This is a genomic window from Pseudomonas sp. SDO5271_S396 (assembly GCF_054071795.1).
Genome location: NZ_JBSVWB010000049.1, coordinates 32862 through 50542 on the forward strand (window position 1 = coordinate 32862; position 17681 = coordinate 50542).

At 63.9% G+C, this 17681-nt stretch carries 14 protein-coding genes; 10 read left to right on the plus strand and 4 right to left on the minus strand.

Annotated features, from left to right (window positions below; all coding sequences use genetic code 11):
* Positions 1-169 precede the first annotated feature (169 nt).
* The 6 genes from ACW9IN_RS24955 to ACW9IN_RS24980 all read left to right on the plus strand — a co-directional run bounded on the left by ACW9IN_RS24955 (position 170) and on the right by ACW9IN_RS24980 (position 7069).
* A complete protein-coding gene (locus ACW9IN_RS24955) occupies positions 170-1753 on the plus strand; it encodes an ABC transporter substrate-binding protein (protein ID WP_457368334.1) in 1584 nt (527 codons plus the stop codon).
* Complete coding sequence (locus ACW9IN_RS24960) at positions 1750-2727, plus strand: ABC transporter permease (protein WP_457368335.1); 978 nt, start codon at positions 1750-1752, stop codon at positions 2725-2727. The genes ACW9IN_RS24955 and ACW9IN_RS24960 overlap by 4 nt, the downstream gene beginning before the upstream one ends.
* Positions 2727-3554 carry an ABC transporter permease gene (locus ACW9IN_RS24965; RefSeq protein ID WP_457368336.1) on the plus strand — a complete coding sequence of 276 codons (828 nt, stop codon included), beginning with the start codon at positions 2727-2729 and terminating at the stop codon, positions 3552-3554. Before ACW9IN_RS24960 ends, ACW9IN_RS24965 begins: the two co-directional genes overlap by 1 nt.
* Positions 3551-5167: an ABC transporter ATP-binding protein gene (locus ACW9IN_RS24970; RefSeq protein ID WP_457368337.1), complete on the plus strand. Its 1617-nt coding sequence runs from the start codon at positions 3551-3553 to the stop codon at positions 5165-5167. The genes ACW9IN_RS24965 and ACW9IN_RS24970 overlap by 4 nt, the downstream gene beginning before the upstream one ends.
* Entirely contained in the window at positions 5160-5990 is an 831-nt protein-coding gene (locus tag ACW9IN_RS24975) for an alpha/beta fold hydrolase (protein ID WP_457368338.1), read from the plus strand. The genes ACW9IN_RS24970 and ACW9IN_RS24975 overlap by 8 nt, the downstream gene beginning before the upstream one ends.
* A gap of 146 nt (positions 5991-6136) precedes the next feature.
* The gene (locus tag ACW9IN_RS24980) at positions 6137-7069 is read left to right on the plus strand and encodes an ATP-binding cassette domain-containing protein (protein ID WP_457368339.1); all 933 of its coding nucleotides are present in this window, start codon (positions 6137-6139) and stop codon (positions 7067-7069) included.
* Positions 7070-7084: 15 nt separating this feature from the next.
* Here ACW9IN_RS24980 and arnT read toward each other — a convergent pair whose 3' ends face one another.
* Both arnT and pmrG read right to left on the minus strand, forming a co-directional pair.
* Positions 7085-8740, minus strand: a complete 1656-nt coding sequence (gene arnT, locus ACW9IN_RS24985) for a lipid IV(A) 4-amino-4-deoxy-L-arabinosyltransferase (RefSeq protein WP_457368340.1) — start codon at positions 8738-8740, stop codon at positions 7085-7087.
* Between the two features lie 232 nt (positions 8741-8972).
* Positions 8973-9647: a lipopolysaccharide core heptose(II)-phosphate phosphatase PmrG gene (gene pmrG / locus ACW9IN_RS24990; protein WP_457368341.1), complete on the minus strand. Its 675-nt coding sequence runs from the start codon at positions 9645-9647 to the stop codon at positions 8973-8975.
* A 276-nt stretch (positions 9648-9923) separates the two neighbouring features.
* Here pmrG and ACW9IN_RS24995 point away from each other — a divergent pair, with 276 nt between their 5' ends.
* The 4 genes from ACW9IN_RS24995 (at position 9924) to ACW9IN_RS25010 (ending at position 15666) form a co-directional block, all read left to right on the plus strand.
* Complete coding sequence (locus ACW9IN_RS24995; protein WP_457368342.1) at positions 9924-10592, plus strand: ABC transporter ATP-binding protein; 669 nt, start codon at positions 9924-9926, stop codon at positions 10590-10592.
* A 1-nt stretch (position 10593) separates the two neighbouring features.
* Positions 10594-13056, plus strand: a complete 2463-nt coding sequence (locus tag ACW9IN_RS25000) for an ABC transporter permease (RefSeq protein ID WP_457368343.1) — start codon at positions 10594-10596, stop codon at positions 13054-13056.
* Positions 13046-14110: a lipocalin-like domain-containing protein gene (locus ACW9IN_RS25005; protein WP_457368344.1), complete on the plus strand. Its 1065-nt coding sequence runs from the start codon at positions 13046-13048 to the stop codon at positions 14108-14110. The genes ACW9IN_RS25000 and ACW9IN_RS25005 overlap by 11 nt, the downstream gene beginning before the upstream one ends.
* 113 nt (positions 14111-14223) lie before the next feature.
* On the plus strand, positions 14224-15666 hold the full coding sequence (locus tag ACW9IN_RS25010; protein ID WP_457368345.1) for a hypothetical protein: 1443 nt from the start codon (positions 14224-14226) through the stop codon (positions 15664-15666).
* Between the two features lie 56 nt (positions 15667-15722).
* Here ACW9IN_RS25010 and ACW9IN_RS25015 read toward each other — a convergent pair whose 3' ends face one another.
* Both ACW9IN_RS25015 and ACW9IN_RS25020 read right to left on the minus strand, forming a co-directional pair.
* On the minus strand, positions 15723-16820 hold the full coding sequence (locus ACW9IN_RS25015) for an SMP-30/gluconolactonase/LRE family protein (protein ID WP_457368346.1): 1098 nt from the start codon (positions 16818-16820) through the stop codon (positions 15723-15725).
* Positions 16817-17494 carry a sterol desaturase family protein gene (locus ACW9IN_RS25020; RefSeq protein WP_457368347.1) on the minus strand — a complete coding sequence of 226 codons (678 nt, stop codon included), beginning with the start codon at positions 17492-17494 and terminating at the stop codon, positions 16817-16819. The genes ACW9IN_RS25015 and ACW9IN_RS25020 overlap by 4 nt, the downstream gene beginning before the upstream one ends.
* Positions 17495-17681: the final 187 nt, after the last annotated feature.

Here is a 17681-nt window from a genome sequence, read left to right on the forward strand (position 1 = left end):
GCCCGCTCCCACATTGGATGTGAGGTGCTGTTGCTTTTTGCACACTCGCGCAGGCCGCTGTGGTTTTTTCATCACACGGACGGCAACCAGCACCCGCAATTGCGCCGAAAACCCCATGGCACAGCCCTTGCAAAATCCCTCCCAGAACCTTTCCATTCGAGGAGCTTCCATGCGCCCATTCTCTTTGCGTCGTGCCCTGTCGTCCGTGGCGCTGTGCACCGCGTTGCTGGCCGGCCAGGTCCAGGCACAACCCCGGGACGGCGGGGTGCTGAACCTGGTGGCCCAGCCCGAGCCGCCGTCGCTGATGCACGGGGTGGTCAGCCATGTGTCCACCCAGTATGTGAGCGGCAAGGTGCTGCAAGGCCTGCTGACCTTCGACACCGACCTCAAGCCCAAACCGGTGTTGGCCAAGGCCTGGACCATTTCCCCCGACGGCCTCACCTACACCTTCGACCTGCAGGACGGCGTGCAATGGCACGACGGCCCGGCCTTCACCGCCGATGACGTGGTCTTCAGCTTCCAGACCTTTTACCCCGACGTGGACAAGCGCCTCGGCGGGATCATCACCGAGTACGTCGACAGCATCACCGCCAAGGGGCCGTTGCAGGTGGTGTTCCACTTGAAGAAACCTTTCGCGCCGTTGCTCTCGGCCCTGGGCAGCGGCCTGCGCCCGGTGGTGCCCAAGCACCTCTACGAAAACACCGATTTTCGCAACAACCCGTACAACCTCAAGCCGGTGGGCACCGGGCCGTTCGTGTTCGTGGAGTGGAAGCGCGGCGCCTACATCAAGCTGGCCCGCAACCCCCATTACTGGAAGCCTGGCCTGCCGCACCTCGACAGCATCATCTTCCACGTGATTCCGGACGGCTCGTCCCGCGCGGCGGCGTTCGAGCGCAACGACGTGCAGGTGCTGCGCAGCGGCGATGCCGACTACTCCGACCTCAAGCGCCTCAGCGCGCTGCCGGATGTACAGGCCTCGGAGAAAGGTTGGGAGCTGTACGCCGGCCTGGCGTTCCTGCAAATCAACACGCGCAAGCCGCCGCTGGACAACCCCAAGGTGCGCCAGGCGATCCTCTATGCGCTGAACCGTCAGTTCATCGTCGACAACATTTTCTTCGGCTCGGGCAAGGTCGCCCAGGGCGAGTTCGTGTCGACCACGCCGTACCACGATCCGCAGTTGCCGCAGTACGCCTATGACCCCAAAAAGGCCAAGGCGCTGATTGCCGAGTCTGGTGTGGACGTTGGGGCGGTGCGCATCCGCCTGCTCAATGGCGAAAAGGGCGGCGCCTGGGAGCGTCTGGCCGAATACACCAAGCAGGCGCTGCAACCTCTTGGTTTCAAGGTGCAGGTGGTGACGTCCGACGCGGCAACCTGGTTCCAGCGCGTCAGCGACTGGGACTTCGACCTGACCTACAACTTTATCTTCCAGATTGGCGACCCGTACCTGACCAGCGCCTACCTGTTCCGCTCCGACTACATTCTCAAGACTTCGCCGTTCGCCAACGTCAGTGGCTACAACAGCCCCGAGGCGGACGCGTTGTGGCGCAAGCTCGCCGATACCCCGGAAGGCCCTGAGCGCACCCGGCTCTACAGCCAGTTGGAAAACCTGTTGAACACCGACCTGCCCATTGCGCCGATCTTCGAAATGCGCAACCAGACGCTGTTTCACACGCAGGTGAAAAACCTGCTGCAAACCGCTACCAGCCTCAATGAAGACTACGAAAGCGTCTACCTCGACGCCCCGGCACCATGACCGCGCTCGGGTATCTGGGCGGGCGGCTGTTCAAGGCGCTGCTGATGGTGCTGGCGGTGCTGGTGCTGGGCTTCATGCTGATCCATCTGGCGCCGGGGGATCCGGCGTTGCTGCTGGCCGGCGAGGCGGGGGTGGACGATGCACAGTTCATCGCGCAGTTGCGCCAGACCCTCGGCCTGGACAAACCGTTGTGGCAGCAGCTGCTGATTTACCTGGGCCATATCGCCCACCTGGACCTGGGTTATTCCTATCGCAACCAGACATCGGTGTGGGCGCTGATTGCCGAGCGTTTGCCGGCGACCCTGGCGTTGATGGGCTCGGCATTTGTCGTGTCGTCGCTGCTGGGGGTGAGCCTCGGGGTGCTGGCGGCGCGGGCGAAACAGAAGCGGCACTGGCTCGACGGGGTGATTTCCCAGGGGGCCTTGTTGCTGTATGCGCTGCCATCGTTCTGGCTGGCGATGCTGTTGATTCTGCTGTTCTCCGTCAGCCTGGACTGGCTGCCGGCCTTCGGCATGGAAACCGTCGGCCAGGACTTCTCGCTGCTCGACCGCCTCAAGCATTTGCTGTTGCCGTGCATGTCCCTCAGCGTGCTGTTCCTCGCCCTGTATATCCACCTGACCCGCGCCGCGGTACTCGATGCGTTCGGTCAGGAATACGTGCGCACCGCCCACGCCAAAGGCCTGCACCCGCGTCGGGTGCTGTATGGGCATGTGCTGCGCAATGCGCTGTTGCCGGTGGTGACTTTTGCCGGTCTGCAATTGGGCCAACTGGCCAGCGGTGCCTTGCTGGTGGAAGTAGTCTATTCGTGGCCCGGTATCGGCCGCTTGATGTACGACGCCCTGGCCCAGCGCGATTACGGCGTGCTGATGGGCGGCTTTCTGGTGATCTCCTTGCTGGTGGTGGGCTTCAACGTGTTGACCGATCTGCTGTGCCGTTTTCTCGACCCCCGTATCGGCGCGGGAGGGCAGGGCTGATGGCTGTTCTCGGACGTTTCGTGCGCCAGCCTGCGGCGCTGGCCGGTGCGCTGTTCCTTGTGGTGTTGGCAGTGCTCGCGCTGGCGGCGCCCTGGCTCACCCACAGTTCGCCGTGGGAGATGAACACCGCGCCGATGCTGGCGCCGTTCCATGACCCGGCCCACTGGCTGGGCAGCGACCTGCTCGGGCGTGACCTGGGCAGCGGCTTGTTGTATGGCGCCCGTGTGTCCCTGTCGGTTGCGGCACTGGCCACCCTCGCGACCCTGCTGGTGGGCCTGTTGGTCGGTGCCGTCGCCGGGTACTTCGGCGGCTGGGTCGATGGCGTGCTGATGCGTATCGCCGAGTTTTTCCAGATCATTCCGCAACTGGTGCTGGCGGTGATCCTGGTGGCGGTGCTGGAGCCGTCCCTGGGCACCATCGTGCTGGCCATTGCCCTGGTGGCGTGGCCGGGGGTGGCGCGCCTGGTGCGCAGCGAATTCCTCACCCTGCGTCAGCGCGAATTCGTGCAGGCGGCGCGGGTGCTGGGCCAGTCACCGCTGGGGATCATCCGCGAACAGATTCTGCCGAATGCGCTGGCGCCGTTGCTGGTGGTCATGACCTTTGTGATGGCGACCTCGATCCTCACCGAGGCGGCGTTGGCGTTCCTGGGTCTCAGCGATCCGGAGGCCATGAGCTGGGGCTATATGATCAATGCGTCCCGGGGCCTGTTGCGCGATGCCTGGTGGATGAGCTTTTTGCCAGGGCTGGCAATCATGCTCTGCGTGCTGGCGGTGAACCGTGTGGGTGAAGGCCTGCGCGTGGCGTTCGAACCGGGGAGGTCGCTATGACACTGTTGAGTGTGCAGAACCTGCGTATCGCCTTGCCGGTAGGCGCCGACCGCAGTCATGCGCTGTATGACCTGTCGTTGCAGCTGGCGCGTGGCGAATGCCTGTGTGTGGTGGGGGAGTCCGGCTCGGGCAAGTCGATGTTGGCCAAGGCGTTGTTGCGCCAGTTGCCGGACCCGTTGCGGGTGCAGAGCGGGCGTGTGGTGTTTCGCGAACAGGACCTGGCGAGCCTCAGCGAAACCGCCATGCGCCAACTACGCGGGCGCGATATCAGCATGGTGTTCCAAGAGCCCATGAGCGCGCTCAACCCGCTGTTGCGCGTGGGCGAACAGATCGATGAAACCTTGCGGGCCCATGGTGTGAAGTCTGCCGATGAACGCCGTCGGCGGGTGCTGGACCTGCTGGGTTACGTGGGCCTGCCCGACCCGCCGCGCCTGCGTCTGGCCTATCCGTTCGAGCTCTCCGGCGGCCAGCGCCAACGGGTGGTGATCGCCATGGCCCTGGCGTTCGATCCGGCGTTGTTGATCGCCGACGAGCCAACCTCGGCCCTGGACGTGACCACCCAGGCGCAGATTCTCGACCTGCTGCGCAAGATCCAGCGGGACAAGGGCATGGCCCTGTTGTTCATCACCCATGATTTCGCCGTGGTCGAGGCGATTGCCGACCGCGTGCTGGTCCTGGAAAAGGGCCGATTGGTCGAGCAGGGCAACGCTCGCCAGGTGTTGCGCGAACCCCTTGCCGCCTACACCCGGCAGTTGCTCGCGGCGGTGTCGGCACAACCCCTGGCGCCGCGCGGCGCAGTGGCGGGCTCGGTGGTGCTCGAGGCCGAGCAGTTGGGCAAGGTGTTCAGTGCGCGCAGCGGCTGGTTTGGGCGGCGCACCACCCGCGCGTTGGACGCGGTGCAGGTGCAACTGCGCGAAGGCGAAACCCTGGGGATCGTCGGCGAGTCCGGCTCCGGCAAGTCCACCCTGGGGCGCTGCCTGGTCAGGCTGTTGCGTGCCGACAGCGGGCAGGTGCACTGGCTCGGCCAGGCCGTGGACACCTTGCCCGAGCGGCGTTTGCGCGGGCTGCGCAGTCAGGTGCAGATGATCTTTCAGGACCCGTTCGCCTCCCTCAACCCACGCCAGAGCGTTGGCCGGATCATCATGACCGGCCCTTTGGTGCAGGGGCATTCCAGCACCGAGGCCGAGCGGCGCGCGCGGCAAATGCTGGAGCTGGTAGGCCTGCCGGCCACGGCGTTCGAGCGTTACCCCCATGAATTTTCCGGCGGCCAGCGCCAGCGCATTGGCATTGCCCGTGCGCTGGCAGTGGAACCCAGGGTGTTGATTGCTGACGAATGTGTGTCGGCCCTCGACGCGTTGATCCAGGTGCAGATCCTGGAATTGCTGGAGGCCCTGCAACGACGGTTGAAATTGAGCATCGTCTTTATCACTCACGATCTGCGGGTGGCGGCGCGCTTGTGCGACCGCATCGCCGTGATGCAGAACGGGCGGGTGGTGGAGCAGGGCGAGACGGCGGCCTTGTTTGCCGACGCGCGACATCCCTATACCCGCACGCTGTTGCAATGTGTGCCGCAGACCGGTCTCAACCCCAAGGAATATGCGCTCCATGACTGATCAGAACCTGAAGGTAGTGCGTGGCGAACGGCAGGAGATCCGTCCTGGTCGCCACCTGAGCATCGCTCACCACCGGGGCAGCACCCAGCCCGATACCGTGGTGTTTTTCTGCCACGGCGCGGGTGGCAACAAAGACCAATGGCGCCTGCAATGGCAAGCGCTCAAGGCCGAAGGCTACAGCCTGGTGGCCTGGGACCTGCTGGGCCACGGTGACAGTGCCACGCCACGCAAGGCCACGGCCTACGCCTGGGACGAACTGGTGGCGGACTACGGGGCGATCCTGCACCGCTACGCCGGTGCGCGTAACCTGATCGTCGCCCATTCCTTCGGCACCGGCCTGAGCCTCAGCGCCTTGCTGACCCAGCCTGCGGTGCCCGTCGAAGCGGCGTTGCTGCTGGGCACCCAGCTGTATCGGCCGGTCAGCGGCGGCGGGTTGATGGCGTTGCCGGCGTGGCTCCTCGAATGGCTGCGCCCGCTATTGGCCAAGGGCTTTCGCGAGCGTGCCTGGCATGCCAGTGCGGACCCGGCGCTGGTGGCCTACGAAGAAAAGCTCACCGAGCGCAACCGCCTGTTCATGTTCAAGGCCTTGATGAAACACGCCCAATGGCCGCCCGCCGAGTTGATCCCCGGCCTGACGCTGCCGGTGAGTGTGCTGGCCGGCGACAGCGACGGCCTGACCCCGGCCAGCGGTGGCCAGGCACTGGCGGCGCAACTGCCCGATGCGACGTTTCAGGTGCTGGAAGACTGTGGTCATCAACTGATGCTGGAGAAGCCCGACGCGGTGCTGCAAGCCTTTCATCAGCTCATCGACAGGCGCTTATAACTCAAAAAACTTTCGCTATACGATTCAGCTATTGGATTGTTCATAAGGTAATGCATTTAATTCGGGACCTAACTCATTGTTGCACGGAATAAATCAGCGCTCTTATGCGTTGTAATGAGTCATCAGTTCCGCCTTAGAGATTAGCCATGAGCAACCCTGTTGCCTTTGCCCCCGAGCCGTTGCTGCGGGTGCGTGACCTGTGCAAGACCTTTGGCGCCCGGCGGGCGCTGGATCAGGTCAGCCTGGATATTTATCCGGGCGAAGGCGTGGCGTTGCTGGGGGGCAACGGCGCGGGCAAGTCGACGCTGGTGAAAATCCTCGGCGGCAGCCTGGTGCCGGACAGCGGCGAAGTGTGGGTCGAGGGTGCGCGGCAGCGTTTCGTGTCGCCGCTGTCGGCGCGCCGGGTGGGGATTGTCGCGGTGCATCAACGCCCCGACGACGCCATCGCCCCGGGCCTGAGCGTGGCCGAGAACCTGTTGCTCGATGAGCTGGGGCTGCCCGGTGCAGACTTTATGCTCAACCGCAAAAGCCTGCTGCAACGCGCCGAAACCATCGCCGCCGGGCTCGGCCTGGACCTGCCGCTGCAACACCCGGTGGAGCGCCTGGGACCGGCGGACCGTCAATTGCTGGTATTGGCCCGCGCGTTTGTCTTGCAGCCCAAACTGCTGATCCTCGACGAACCCACCGCGGCCCTCTCGGAAGCGGACGCCGAGCGCCTGCTCGGGCTGATCGACAGCCAGCGCAGCCGCGGCGTGGCGATTCTCTATATCTCCCAGCGCCTGTCCGACCTGCAACGGGTGACCAACCGGGCCATTGTCTTGCAGGAAGGTCGTTTGACCTGCGACCTCAATACCCGTCATCTGTCGTCGGTGGCCTATACCCTGTTTGGCGACACCACGGAAAACCCCAGCCTGGCGCCCGACAAAAGTGTGCCCGTGCCGTTCCTGGAGCGCTTTACCCGCGCCGGGTTTATCCGCAATCGCGCCGAAGGACGGGCAGTGCAGGAGCAGGTGGCGGGGCTGGCCGGCAACCTGGCCACGGTCGATGTGCTGAATGGCGGCAAGCCTCACACACCCTGATCCGCACTGTTTGGGTCAGGGCAACGCCGGGTAAATGATGAGCTCCAACTGCCCTCGGTGATACCGCGTTCCCCCCGGCGGCAATTGCCCGACTTCGCGCATTTCACTGGTGCTGCTGACGCGCAGCAGCACGCCCACCGGGCCATGTTGCCGGGCATTTTTCAGCCAGCCCTGAACCTGTTCGAGGTCGACCTTACGCGGGACTGAATCGGCGTATTGCAGGCCGTAGCGCAGTTCACTCTGGGTGTCGTAGAACGTCACGTCCGGGCGTTTCAGGCGCCACGACAGTGCGGCGGCCGTTTCCAGCCCGTTGCTCAGCAGGGCGCGGGTTTCCTGCAGTTCTTCCAGGTGATCGAGCACGAACTGATCGGGCATTTCGTTATCCGCGACCAGCGCCGGCATGCCCGCCGGCAACAGAATCACCAGCAAGCCAATGCCCAGCGCCGGCATGGCCCACAGCGTCAGCGGGCGAAAGGCTTGCAGCAGGTTGGCGAGGATCCAGCCCAGCAGCACGATGAATGCCAGGGACAGGCTGAACATCTCGGCATGGCTGTTGCCATACAGCGGCCGCGCGATTTGCAGGTAGATCAGGGTCACCATCGCGACCATGCCGATGGCGAAGTTGAGCAGGCCGTTGAGGCAGATCGCGCGGGGTTTGTGTTGCGCCAACTGGTCGACCAGGGCATGCCCCATCAGCAGGGCCAGGGGCAGCAGGCACGGCATGATGTAGGTCGGCAGCTTGCCGTTGCTCAGGCTGAAAAAGCCCAGGGGCAGCAGCAGCCACAGCGCGAGAAAAACGATGGCTGGCTGACGTTTTTGCTGCCAGGTCTTGAGCAGGGTGGTGGGTAGCAGCCCGGCCCACGGCAGACACGACACCGCGATGATCGGCAGGAAGAACCACCAGGGCCGCACGTGCTGTGCGTTATCGGCGCTGAAGCGACGGATATGTTCGTTCCAGAAAAAGAAGCGCCAGAAGTCCGGCTCCTGCAGGTGGATCGCCACTGCCCAGGGCAGGCACGCCAGCACCGCCACGCCGACTGCCAGCGGGCCATAGCGCAGCAGTTCGCCCAGGCGCCGTTGCCAGAGCATGTAGGGCACGGCGATCAGCACCGGCAGCACCCAGGCCAGAAAACCCTTGGTCATGAAACCCATGGCGCAGGCCAACCCTACGCATGTCCAGGCCAACAGGCGACTCTTGAGGGTCGAGCTGTCGAGGGCAAACCACAGCGCCACCAGGCTGAGGTTGACCCACAGGGTGAATTGCGGATCGAGGTTGGCGTACCCCGCCTGACCGGCCACCAGACCGAAACTCAGGTAGAGCAGGGCGCAGGCGAAGCTTTTACGCGGTTCGTTCCACAGGCGGCGGGCGATCAGGTAAGCCAGCAGCACACTCAGGCCGGTGGTGAGTGCCGACGCGATGCGCGCACCGAACAGGTTCTGGCCGAAGACCGCCTGGCCGAGGGCAATCAACCAGTAGCCGGCGGCAGGTTTTTCGAAATAACGCACACCCATGTAGTGCGGCGCGACCCAGTTGCCACTCAGCAGCATTTCCTGGCTGATCTGCGCGTAACGGGTCTCGTCCGGTATCCACAGACCGTGCAGCCCCAGGGGCAGTAAATAAAACGCAGCGAGGGCCAGCAACAACAACGGCAGGGGGTTTAAGCGGGTCATGAAAACGTCGCTCCTTGACGTTTGAAAACCGGGTATGGAAGTAGTAGTTCAATTGCGAAAGAAGTCACAGCATTCACTAAATAGCAGGGGATATTCATGACGTCCTTAGTTCAAGGGCGCAACTAAACATGCCAGACAACGGCTGTCTTTTTGCTGAACATGGGCGGTAGTGGCCGGGCAGGGATGACCAGGCTCTTTACGAAAAACCTTGATGCTGCGTTGAAAGCCGACCCTAACGCTGCTTGAGCGCCGCCGGCCAATCGGGGTTGTTCATGATGCCCAGGGGCTTGAATTTGCCGTTCGCCAACACCTGCACGAACAACGCGCTGCCGTACTCCGGAAACGACGCGTGGGGGAAGCCCAGGGCCTTTTCGAAATCGGCGATGCAGCCGCTATGGGTGACGAACACCAGGTTGTGACCGGGGGTTTTATGGGCGAGCAATTCTTCGCCCATCGCCGTACCGCAGATGGCTTGCTGGCCCGAGGTCAGTTCGTTTTTGCCGAACATGAAACGCAGGGTCTGGGCCGTACGAATCAGCGGGCTGGCAAGCACGTCGCTGCCTTCCATGCCCAGGGTATAAAAGGCTCTGCCCAGTTGTTCGGCATGTTGGCTGCCATTGATCGTCAGGCCTTCGTTGGGCCCCAGGCAGGGGTTTTTCGAGCGGTCGCAGCGTTCTTCATGGCGCACCAGCACGATCAGGTCACCGTCGCGCCAGGCCGGCAATACCTGGGAGGTCAGCAGGCGATCGCCGACGCCCAGGTCACGCGGCGAGAGGGGCCAGAGCAGGCTGGCGCCGAGCAGCAGCGCCACGACCACCATGCCCAGCCACCGGGGTTGCAGGCGCTTGAACACCGCCCGGCGCGAGCGCGGTTTGGTCAGGGTAAGGTCAACCACTTCATTCACCATGGGCACTGTTGGCAATGTTGTATTTAGTTAGGCGCAACTTCTTGGCGAATGCCCGTAGTGAGGCAGGAGACTGTCACAGGGCTGCTGTCTTTTCGCTGAACATGTTGCGGTAAAAAGTTGTCAGGCATGGCAACTAACAAGTTGCCGACCGGTGACACTTGGCGGGCAATTTAAAGGGGCGCGGGTGGGTAACCGGTGAAATCCATGTGAAAAATTTGCAGGGTTCCAAGGCTTAGCCGTTATGCTCGTTTTCAGTCCCCCCAGGTGAGTGTTTTTATGTTGCAGGTACAGGGCGTTGTCAAAAGCTATGCCACCCCGCAGGGCCCGTTGCCGGTACTGGCGGGTGTCGACTTGCAGCTGACCGGGCGCAGCAGCCTGGCGTTGATGGGGGAGTCGGGCAGCGGCAAGAGCACCCTGCTGCACCTGGTGGCCGGGCTCGACCGCGTGGACAGCGGCTTCATTCAAGTGGGCGAGCAGCGCCTCGATCAACTGAGCGAGGCACAACTGGCGCGCTGGCGGCGCACCGATATCGGCCTGGTGTTCCAGCAGTTCAACCTGATCGGCAGCCTGCGTGTCGACGACAACCTGGCTTTCCAGGCGCGCCTGGCGGGGCGCTATGACCCGCAATGGCAGGCGCAGTTGGTGGAGCGTCTGGGCCTGGGCGATCTGCTCAAGCGCTATCCCGAGCAACTCTCCGGCGGCCAGCAGCAACGGGTAGCGGTAGGGCGCGCCCTGGCCTCGCGTCCCAGCTTGTTGTTGGCCGACGAGCCCACCGGCAACCTCGACGAAGCCACCAGTGATGAAGTGCTGCAACTGCTGCTCGACCTGCTGCGCGACAGTCCCACCAGCCTGTTGATGGTTACCCACAGCCCGCGCATCGCCGCACGGCTCGACCGCCAGGTGGTGCTGCATCGCGGTCGAGTGCAGCCGGCGGACGGGCGCTGAAATGGCGGTGTTCCATTGGGCGTTGCGCGCGCTGCTCAGCCATTGGCGGCGTCATCCGGTGCAATTTTTCAGCGTGCTCACCGGGCTGTGGCTGGCCACCGCGCTGTTGACCGGTGTGCAAGCGCTCAACAGCCAGGCGCGCGACAGCTATGCGCGTGCCAGCCAATTGATCGGCGGTGAACCCCAGGCCAGCCTCGCGATGCCCGACGGAGCGAGCTTTCCCCAGGCACGCTTTGCCGAGCTGCGCCGGGCTGGATGGCCGGTGTCGCCGGTGGTACAGGGCCGGGTCACGCTCAAGGGACATGAAGCGCAACGCCTGCAATTGATGGGCATCGACCCGGTGTCGTTGCCCGGCAGCGGCGCGGTGGCCGGGCAGCGCTTGAGTCAGGCGCAGATGGCGGCGTTCTTCAGCCCGCCGGGGCGTATCTGGATCGCCGCGTCGACCTTGCAGGAACTGGGGTTGCACGAAGGCGATCAGCCGTTGACCAGCGGCGGCCAGGCCCTGCCACCGTTGCAGGTTCGGCAGGACATGGCCCCCGGGTTGTTGCTGACCGACATCGGGTTTGCCCAACCGCTGCTGGAGATGCCCGAGCGTCTGTCGCGGCTGTGGCTCGACAAGGCATTCGCCGCCACCCAGCCTGTGCCGCCCGCCGGTTTGCAGCTCAAGCGTGCGCAAGACAACAACCTCGCACGCCTCACCGAGAGTTTTCACCTGAACCTGGATGCGCTGGGTTTTCTGTCTTTTCTGGTCGGCCTGTTTATCGTGCACGCGGCGATTGGCTTGGCGCTGGAACAACGCCGTGGGCTGCTGCGCACCTTGCGCGCCTGCGGGGTGAGCGCGCGACTGTTGATTGTCAGCCTGGGCGTCGAGTTGGGGGTGCTGTCGCTGCTCGGCGGTGTGCTGGGTGTGGTCAGTGGCTACGGGCTGGCCAGTCTGTTGCTGCCGGATGTGGCGGTGAGCCTGCGCGGCTTGTATGGCGCGGAGGTGGCGGGGCAGTTGAGCCTGAACCCTGGCTGGTGGCTGGCCGGGTTGGGCCTGAGCCTGGTCGGCGCGCTGCTGGCCGGTGCCAGCAGCCTGTGGCGTGCGGCGCGTTTGCCGTTGCTGGCACTGGCCGATGCCCAAGCCTGGCATGAAGCCCATGGGCGCTGGTTGCGGCGCCAGGGCGTGGTGGCGAGCGCGGCGTTGCTGATTGCACTGGTGGCCTTGCTAGGGGGCAACAGCCTGACCGCCGGATTCGTGCTGATGGCGGCGTTGTTGCTCGGCGCTGCCCTTGGCTTGCCGGTGGTGCTCAATGGGCTGTTGAAGGCCGTGTTGGGGCGCAGTCGCTCGGTGCTGGGCCAATGGTTTCTCGCCGACTGCCGCCAGCAATTGCCGGCCTTGAGCCTGGCGCTGATGGCGTTGCTTTTGGCGTTGGCGGCGAATATCGGCGCAGGCTCCATGACCTCGGGGTTTCGCCAGACCTTCAATCACTGGCTGGAGCAGCGCCTCACGGCCGAGCTGTACCTCAACCCGCAGAACCCGGTCCAGGCCGAGCAACTGAAGACGTGGCTGGCCCGGCAGCCGCTCGTGCAGAAAGTGCTGCCTGCCTGGCAAGTCACTGTGCAATTGCAGGGCTGGCCGGCGGAACTGTTTGGCGTGATCGATGACCTGACCTACCGCCAGCACTGGCCGCTGCTGGAGGCGGTGGGGCAACCGTGGGACCAGTTGCAGCAGGCCGACACCCTGATGCTCAGCGAGCAGTTGGCGCGACGCCTGAACGTGCGCCTGGGGGATACCGTCGAGATTCCCGTGCCGCAAGGGACATGGTCGCCCCGGCTGGTGGGGATCTACGCCGACTACGGCAACCCCAAGGGCCATCTGCTGGTGAATTCGAACCACCTGTTGGCCCATTGGCCGACGCTGGCGCCGGTGCGTTTCAACCTGCGGGTGGCACCGTCGGACGTGGCGTCCGTGGTGCGTGACGTGCAGCGTGAATTTGCTCTGGAAGATAGCCGTATCGTCGATCAACAGCAGCTCAAAGGCTGGTCGAGCCAGGTGTTCGAGCGCACCTTCGCCGCCACGGCCGCGCTGAACAGCCTGACCCTGGGCGTGGCCGGCGTGGCGCTGTTCATCAGCCTGTTGACCCAGAGCCAGAGCCGTCTGGGCCAGCTCGCGCCGTTGTGGGCGTTGGGGGTGACGCGTCGGCAACTGATGCTGCTCAACCTCGGGCAGACCTGGCTGTTGGCGGTGCTGACGCTGGTCATGGCCTTGCCCCTGGGCCTGCTGCTGGCGTGGTGCCTGGACGCGGTGATCAATGTGCAAGCCTTTGGTTGGCGTCTGCCGTTGCAGGTGTTCCCGTGGCAGTTGGCGCAGTTGCTGGGCCTGGCGCTGTTGGCCACGTGGCTCGCCTCGGCGTGGCCGCTGTGGCAGTTGTACCGCAGCCGACCGGCGGATTTGCTGAGGACTTTTGCCCATGAAGAGTAAGTGCCTGCTGTGGGCTGTTGTCGTGCTGTTGACCGCGTGTGACCAGGCGCCTGAGCCGACGCAAAGTTTCGCCGGGCTGGGCAGTGAGGCTGCCGATTTCGCCCAGGTGGTGCCGGGCAAGGTGTTCAGCTTTCCGCAAGACCACGGCCCGCATCCGGGCTTTCGCATCGAATGGTGGTACGTCACCGCCAACCTCACGGATGCCGAGGGGCATCGGTTCGGTGTGCAATGGACGCTGTTTCGCAACGCCCTGAAGGCCGGCCCGGTGCAGGCGGGCTGGCACGACTCGACGGTCTGGCTCGGCCACGCCGCCGTCACGTCCGCCACCCGGCACTATGCCGCCGAGCGTTATGCCCGGGGCGGTGTCGGCCAGGCCGGGGCCCAGGCTGAGCCGTTCAATGCGTGGATCGACGACTGGAATTTCGCCACATTGCCGGGCGCCGCGAGCCCGCTGGCCGACCTGCAACTCAAGGCCGCCGGCGCGCAATTCGCCTACGACCTGCGCCTGACTTCCAGCCGCCCGTTGGTGTTGCAGGGTGACAACGGCTACAGCCGCAAGTCCGATCAGGGCCAGGCCTCGTATTACTACAGCCAGCCATTCTTCAGGGCCAGCGGCAGCGTCAGCCTCGATGGCAAGACCTATCAGGTGAGTGGCCCGGCGTGGCTGGATCGCGAATGGAGCAGCCAGCCCCTGGCCGCCAGCCAGACCGGCTGGGACTGGTTCTCCCTGCACCTGGACCGGGGCGAACAACTGATGCTGTTTCGGGTACGGCAAACGGATGGGCCGGGTTATCTCACCGGTACCTGGATCGACCACGAGGGCCGCACGCAGACCCTGCACAACGCCGATATCCAGCTGACACCGTTGGCCACAACCACGGTCGAAGGCCGCGCGATGCCTACGCGCTGGTCACTGAAAGTCCCCGGCAAACAGCTGGATATCACTGTCGATGCGGTCAATCCGAATGCGTGGATGAACCTGAGCATTCCCTACTGGGAAGGCCCGGTGCGGTTCGACGGCGGGGTGGGGTATCTGGAGATGACCGGCTACTAGGCTAAACAATTCGTTTAAAAAATACTGGACATGCATTCAGTATTTATCTAGATTCCATCCCAGGTGACCGGATGTCACCTGAGCTTCACTTTTTAACTATGGATGGATAAAAAATGAAATCGAAAAAAGCGTTTATGCTGGGCGCGGCCGTAGCGGCCTCCTGCTTCGTTTCGGCCTTTGCCCTGGCCGAGCAAACCCCTCCAACCCTCAGCGCGCAAGCGGTCAAACAGGCGGCGCAGAAGGCGCTGAAACCGGGTGGCAAGGTCGATACCGCCAAGGTCTCGGCGACCCTCAAGCAAAAGCTGCAGGCGGCGAAAACCGGTCAGTCCCGAGCGGTGACCAAGGCGGCGAGCAGCGCACCGTTCGACAGCACGGTCGGCGAGCTGAAAAAACCGGCCCAGGCCGACCTGAAAAACGCCGCCGTCGCCGCTTTTGAACCGTTGTTTCCCACCCTGGATATCAACACCCTCTACACCATCAGTGGCGTGAGTCAGGGCGAGGAGTTCGCCTATCACTTCAATCTGGCGCAGAACGCTCGGGTCCAGGTGCAACTGGTGAACCAGAGCGCTGGCACCGACATGTCGCTGACCCTGTTCCAGGATGACGGCCAGGGCAACCTCAGCGTGGTGGGTTCCTCCGACGCCGCCGGCAATGCCGACGAATACCTCAACGGCGTGCTGCCGGCGGGTGACTACTACTGGTACATGGTGGCCAAGGTCGCCAGCAACTCGCAGTTCAGTTTCGGTGTCGCGGTGGACAGCAACATCGATGCCTACGAGCCCAATGACACCCCGCAGACCGCCTTCGTGCTGCCGGACTCGATGAACAAGGTCACCGGCAACCTCGATAACGCCAACGATGTCGATTACTTCGACTTCAAGGCGGTGCGTGGCCAGAGCGTGAGCATGTACCTGGCGGGCGATGCGAGCGGCAGCCGCAACCAGTGGATCTTCGACCGCTTCGACGGCGTCAACTGGGTGACCATCCCTGCCGGTTCCACCTCCACGTATCCCAGCGTCACGCCGGGCACCACGGTGAAGGTACGCGTACGCGCCAACCCGGCGGTGGTACAGGACCCGAGCAAGAAGTATCAATTGAGCCTGGGCTCCACGCCGCGTCTGAATACGTCCAGCGTGAAGGGTGACAACATCGTGCGGGTACCGGTCTCGGTGTTCCCGTTGGCAACCCAGACGGCGCGGACGCTGAACTGGTCCACCCAGTGGTCCGACACTACTGGCGCGCCGTTGCTGGGCATTACTCCGGTACTGCGTGTCGACAAGCGTTTTGACGGGGCCGAGTTCCACTGGGCCGACTTCAAGACCACCACCAACAGCGCGGGTGCGTCGCTGGCCAGTGCCGGCATCGGCGACTGCTTCGGCGATTACCGCGTGGTGATCCCGGACAGCAGCACCGGCGTGGCGTACAACTGGGACACCACCTTCAACTTCGGCGGCTGGCGCATCGAGCTGGAGGAGTTCCCGGGGGTGGGCGTCGGCGGCGATAACGTGCCTTACGTGAGCCTGGGGCATATCTGCACCCAGGACATCGTTCACTGATCCCACGTTGCACATGAAAGAGGCAGCCTTTTGAGGCTGCCTTTTTTGCGTCTTGCTCAGTGCGCCAACGCGAGTGACAACGGCAGGCGCGCCATACTGCTGCTCTTGAGCGAGCCCAGGTACAGCCATTCGCCATACTCCCGGGCGGTGGTGATGGGCGAATAATTGCCCGCGCTGCCGTCCTGCAGGTTGGCGATGACGTTGCCGTCGGTGTCCAGCCCCAGGACGAAGGCCTTGCGCTCGATGGGCTTGGGTACCACCATCAGCGCCCGCACCATGACCTTGCGCAGCAAGGGGTAGCCGGCGAAGCCATCGAGCAATGGGTTACGGGGTGAGTACAGCGCCACCCAGAAACGGTCCTGGCCATTGAAACTGAGGTTGTCCGGCAGGCCGGGCAAGTTGTCGATGAACAGGTCGTGGCTGCCGACGCGCTCGCCCTTGAGCCAGTAGCGGCTGATGCGATAGGCGCCGGTTTCATTCACCAGCACGTAGTTTTCGTCGGGGCCGAGGGCGACGCCATTGGCGAATTGCAACTGGTCGAGCAAGACCTCGGTGGTGCCGCTGCTGAAGTCATAGCCCAGCAGACGCCCATCGCCGCCATGTTCGATCACCGCCTCGCCGTCCTGGCCATAACCCCAGCGGCTCGATGCATCGCTGAAATACGCATAGCGCCCGCGCGCGTCCACGGTCACATCATTGGTAAAGCCGAACGGCATACCGTTGGCGCTGGTGCTCAGGACACTGAGCTGGTGTTTTGCGTCCAGGGCCAGCAAACCCTTGATGCCATCGGCGATGATCAGACGCCCATCCGGGTGCAGCGCCAACCCCAGGGGCCGCCCGCCGGTGTCGGCCAGCACTTCCAGGCTGCGGCTGTCGGGCGAGGTGCGGATGATGCGCCCATCGTGCAGGCCGCTGATCAGATAACCCTGGGCGTCCAGCACCAGGGCTTCGGGGCCGGCGATGTCCTGGGCGCCGATTTTCTGGATACCCTTGAGGCGCTGGTTTTCGGCGAAGGGGCCGTCTTTCATCGAAGGCGCCTTGGGCGGCGCCCAGTTCACCGGTTGGACTTTAGTGGGCATCAGCAGCAGAAAAGCCACTACCGCCAGCATCAATACGAACAGCAGGTGGCGGAGTTTTTTGGGGCGGGTGTTCATGACGATTCCTGGTTGTCGTGGGGGGTCGGTTCCCAGTGCAGGGTGCCGAACAGGTAGTCCATCAGTGGCAGGACGATGTTGAAGTTGCGCCCTTGCATCAGCTCACGGCGGTGGTGCAGGGCGTGCAGGCGGTGCATCTGGCGCAGCCACGGCAGGCGCGCCACCGGGTGGTCGGCGGGCAGGTGTTCACAGGCATGGAAGACTTCGTAGAGCAGGTAGCCGAGGATCATGCAGCCGGCAAACAGCCCGGCGACATTGGGGCTCCACTGCTTGAGCAGCCACCAGACGGGCAGGGTGATAGCCAGGCTGTGCAGCACGATCAACCAGGCCGGAAAGAGGATTACGCGCCAATCCCGGGGGCTGTCGTAGGTCATGTGGCCGGGGGTGAAGAAACTGTGGTGATCGCCGGTATGCCGCGCGTAGAACAAGCGCGCCAGGGCGTGTTTGTGATGGCCGAGGTGGCGGTGCACGAGATAGATGCACAGGTTGAAGAACACCAGGGTCAAGGGCACGGTCAGCCATTGCAGCGGGGTGATGTGGTGGGTGGAGGTCCAGGCCAGGGTGATGCAGGTTGCGCCGTAGCCCAGCACGAAGCTTGCGTGTAGCCAGGGGTTGTAATGGCGGTGGATGTTGGCTCGGTATCGGGCGCGGAAGGTTTCGGTGGGGTGGGGCATGGCCAGGGCTCGGTGTTTTTTTGTTGGGGTGTGAGCTTAGTCGGTGGGGGGGATTGTGCTAGGTTTTCGGGGGGGGCGGGGTGTGCGGGGTGTGATGGGTGTATATCCGTTGCTGCGGTCACGGCGGCTTATGGTTCCGCTCTTACAGCGGGTCACTTTGGAAAAGCCGGAATGCCGGCCCAGCCCA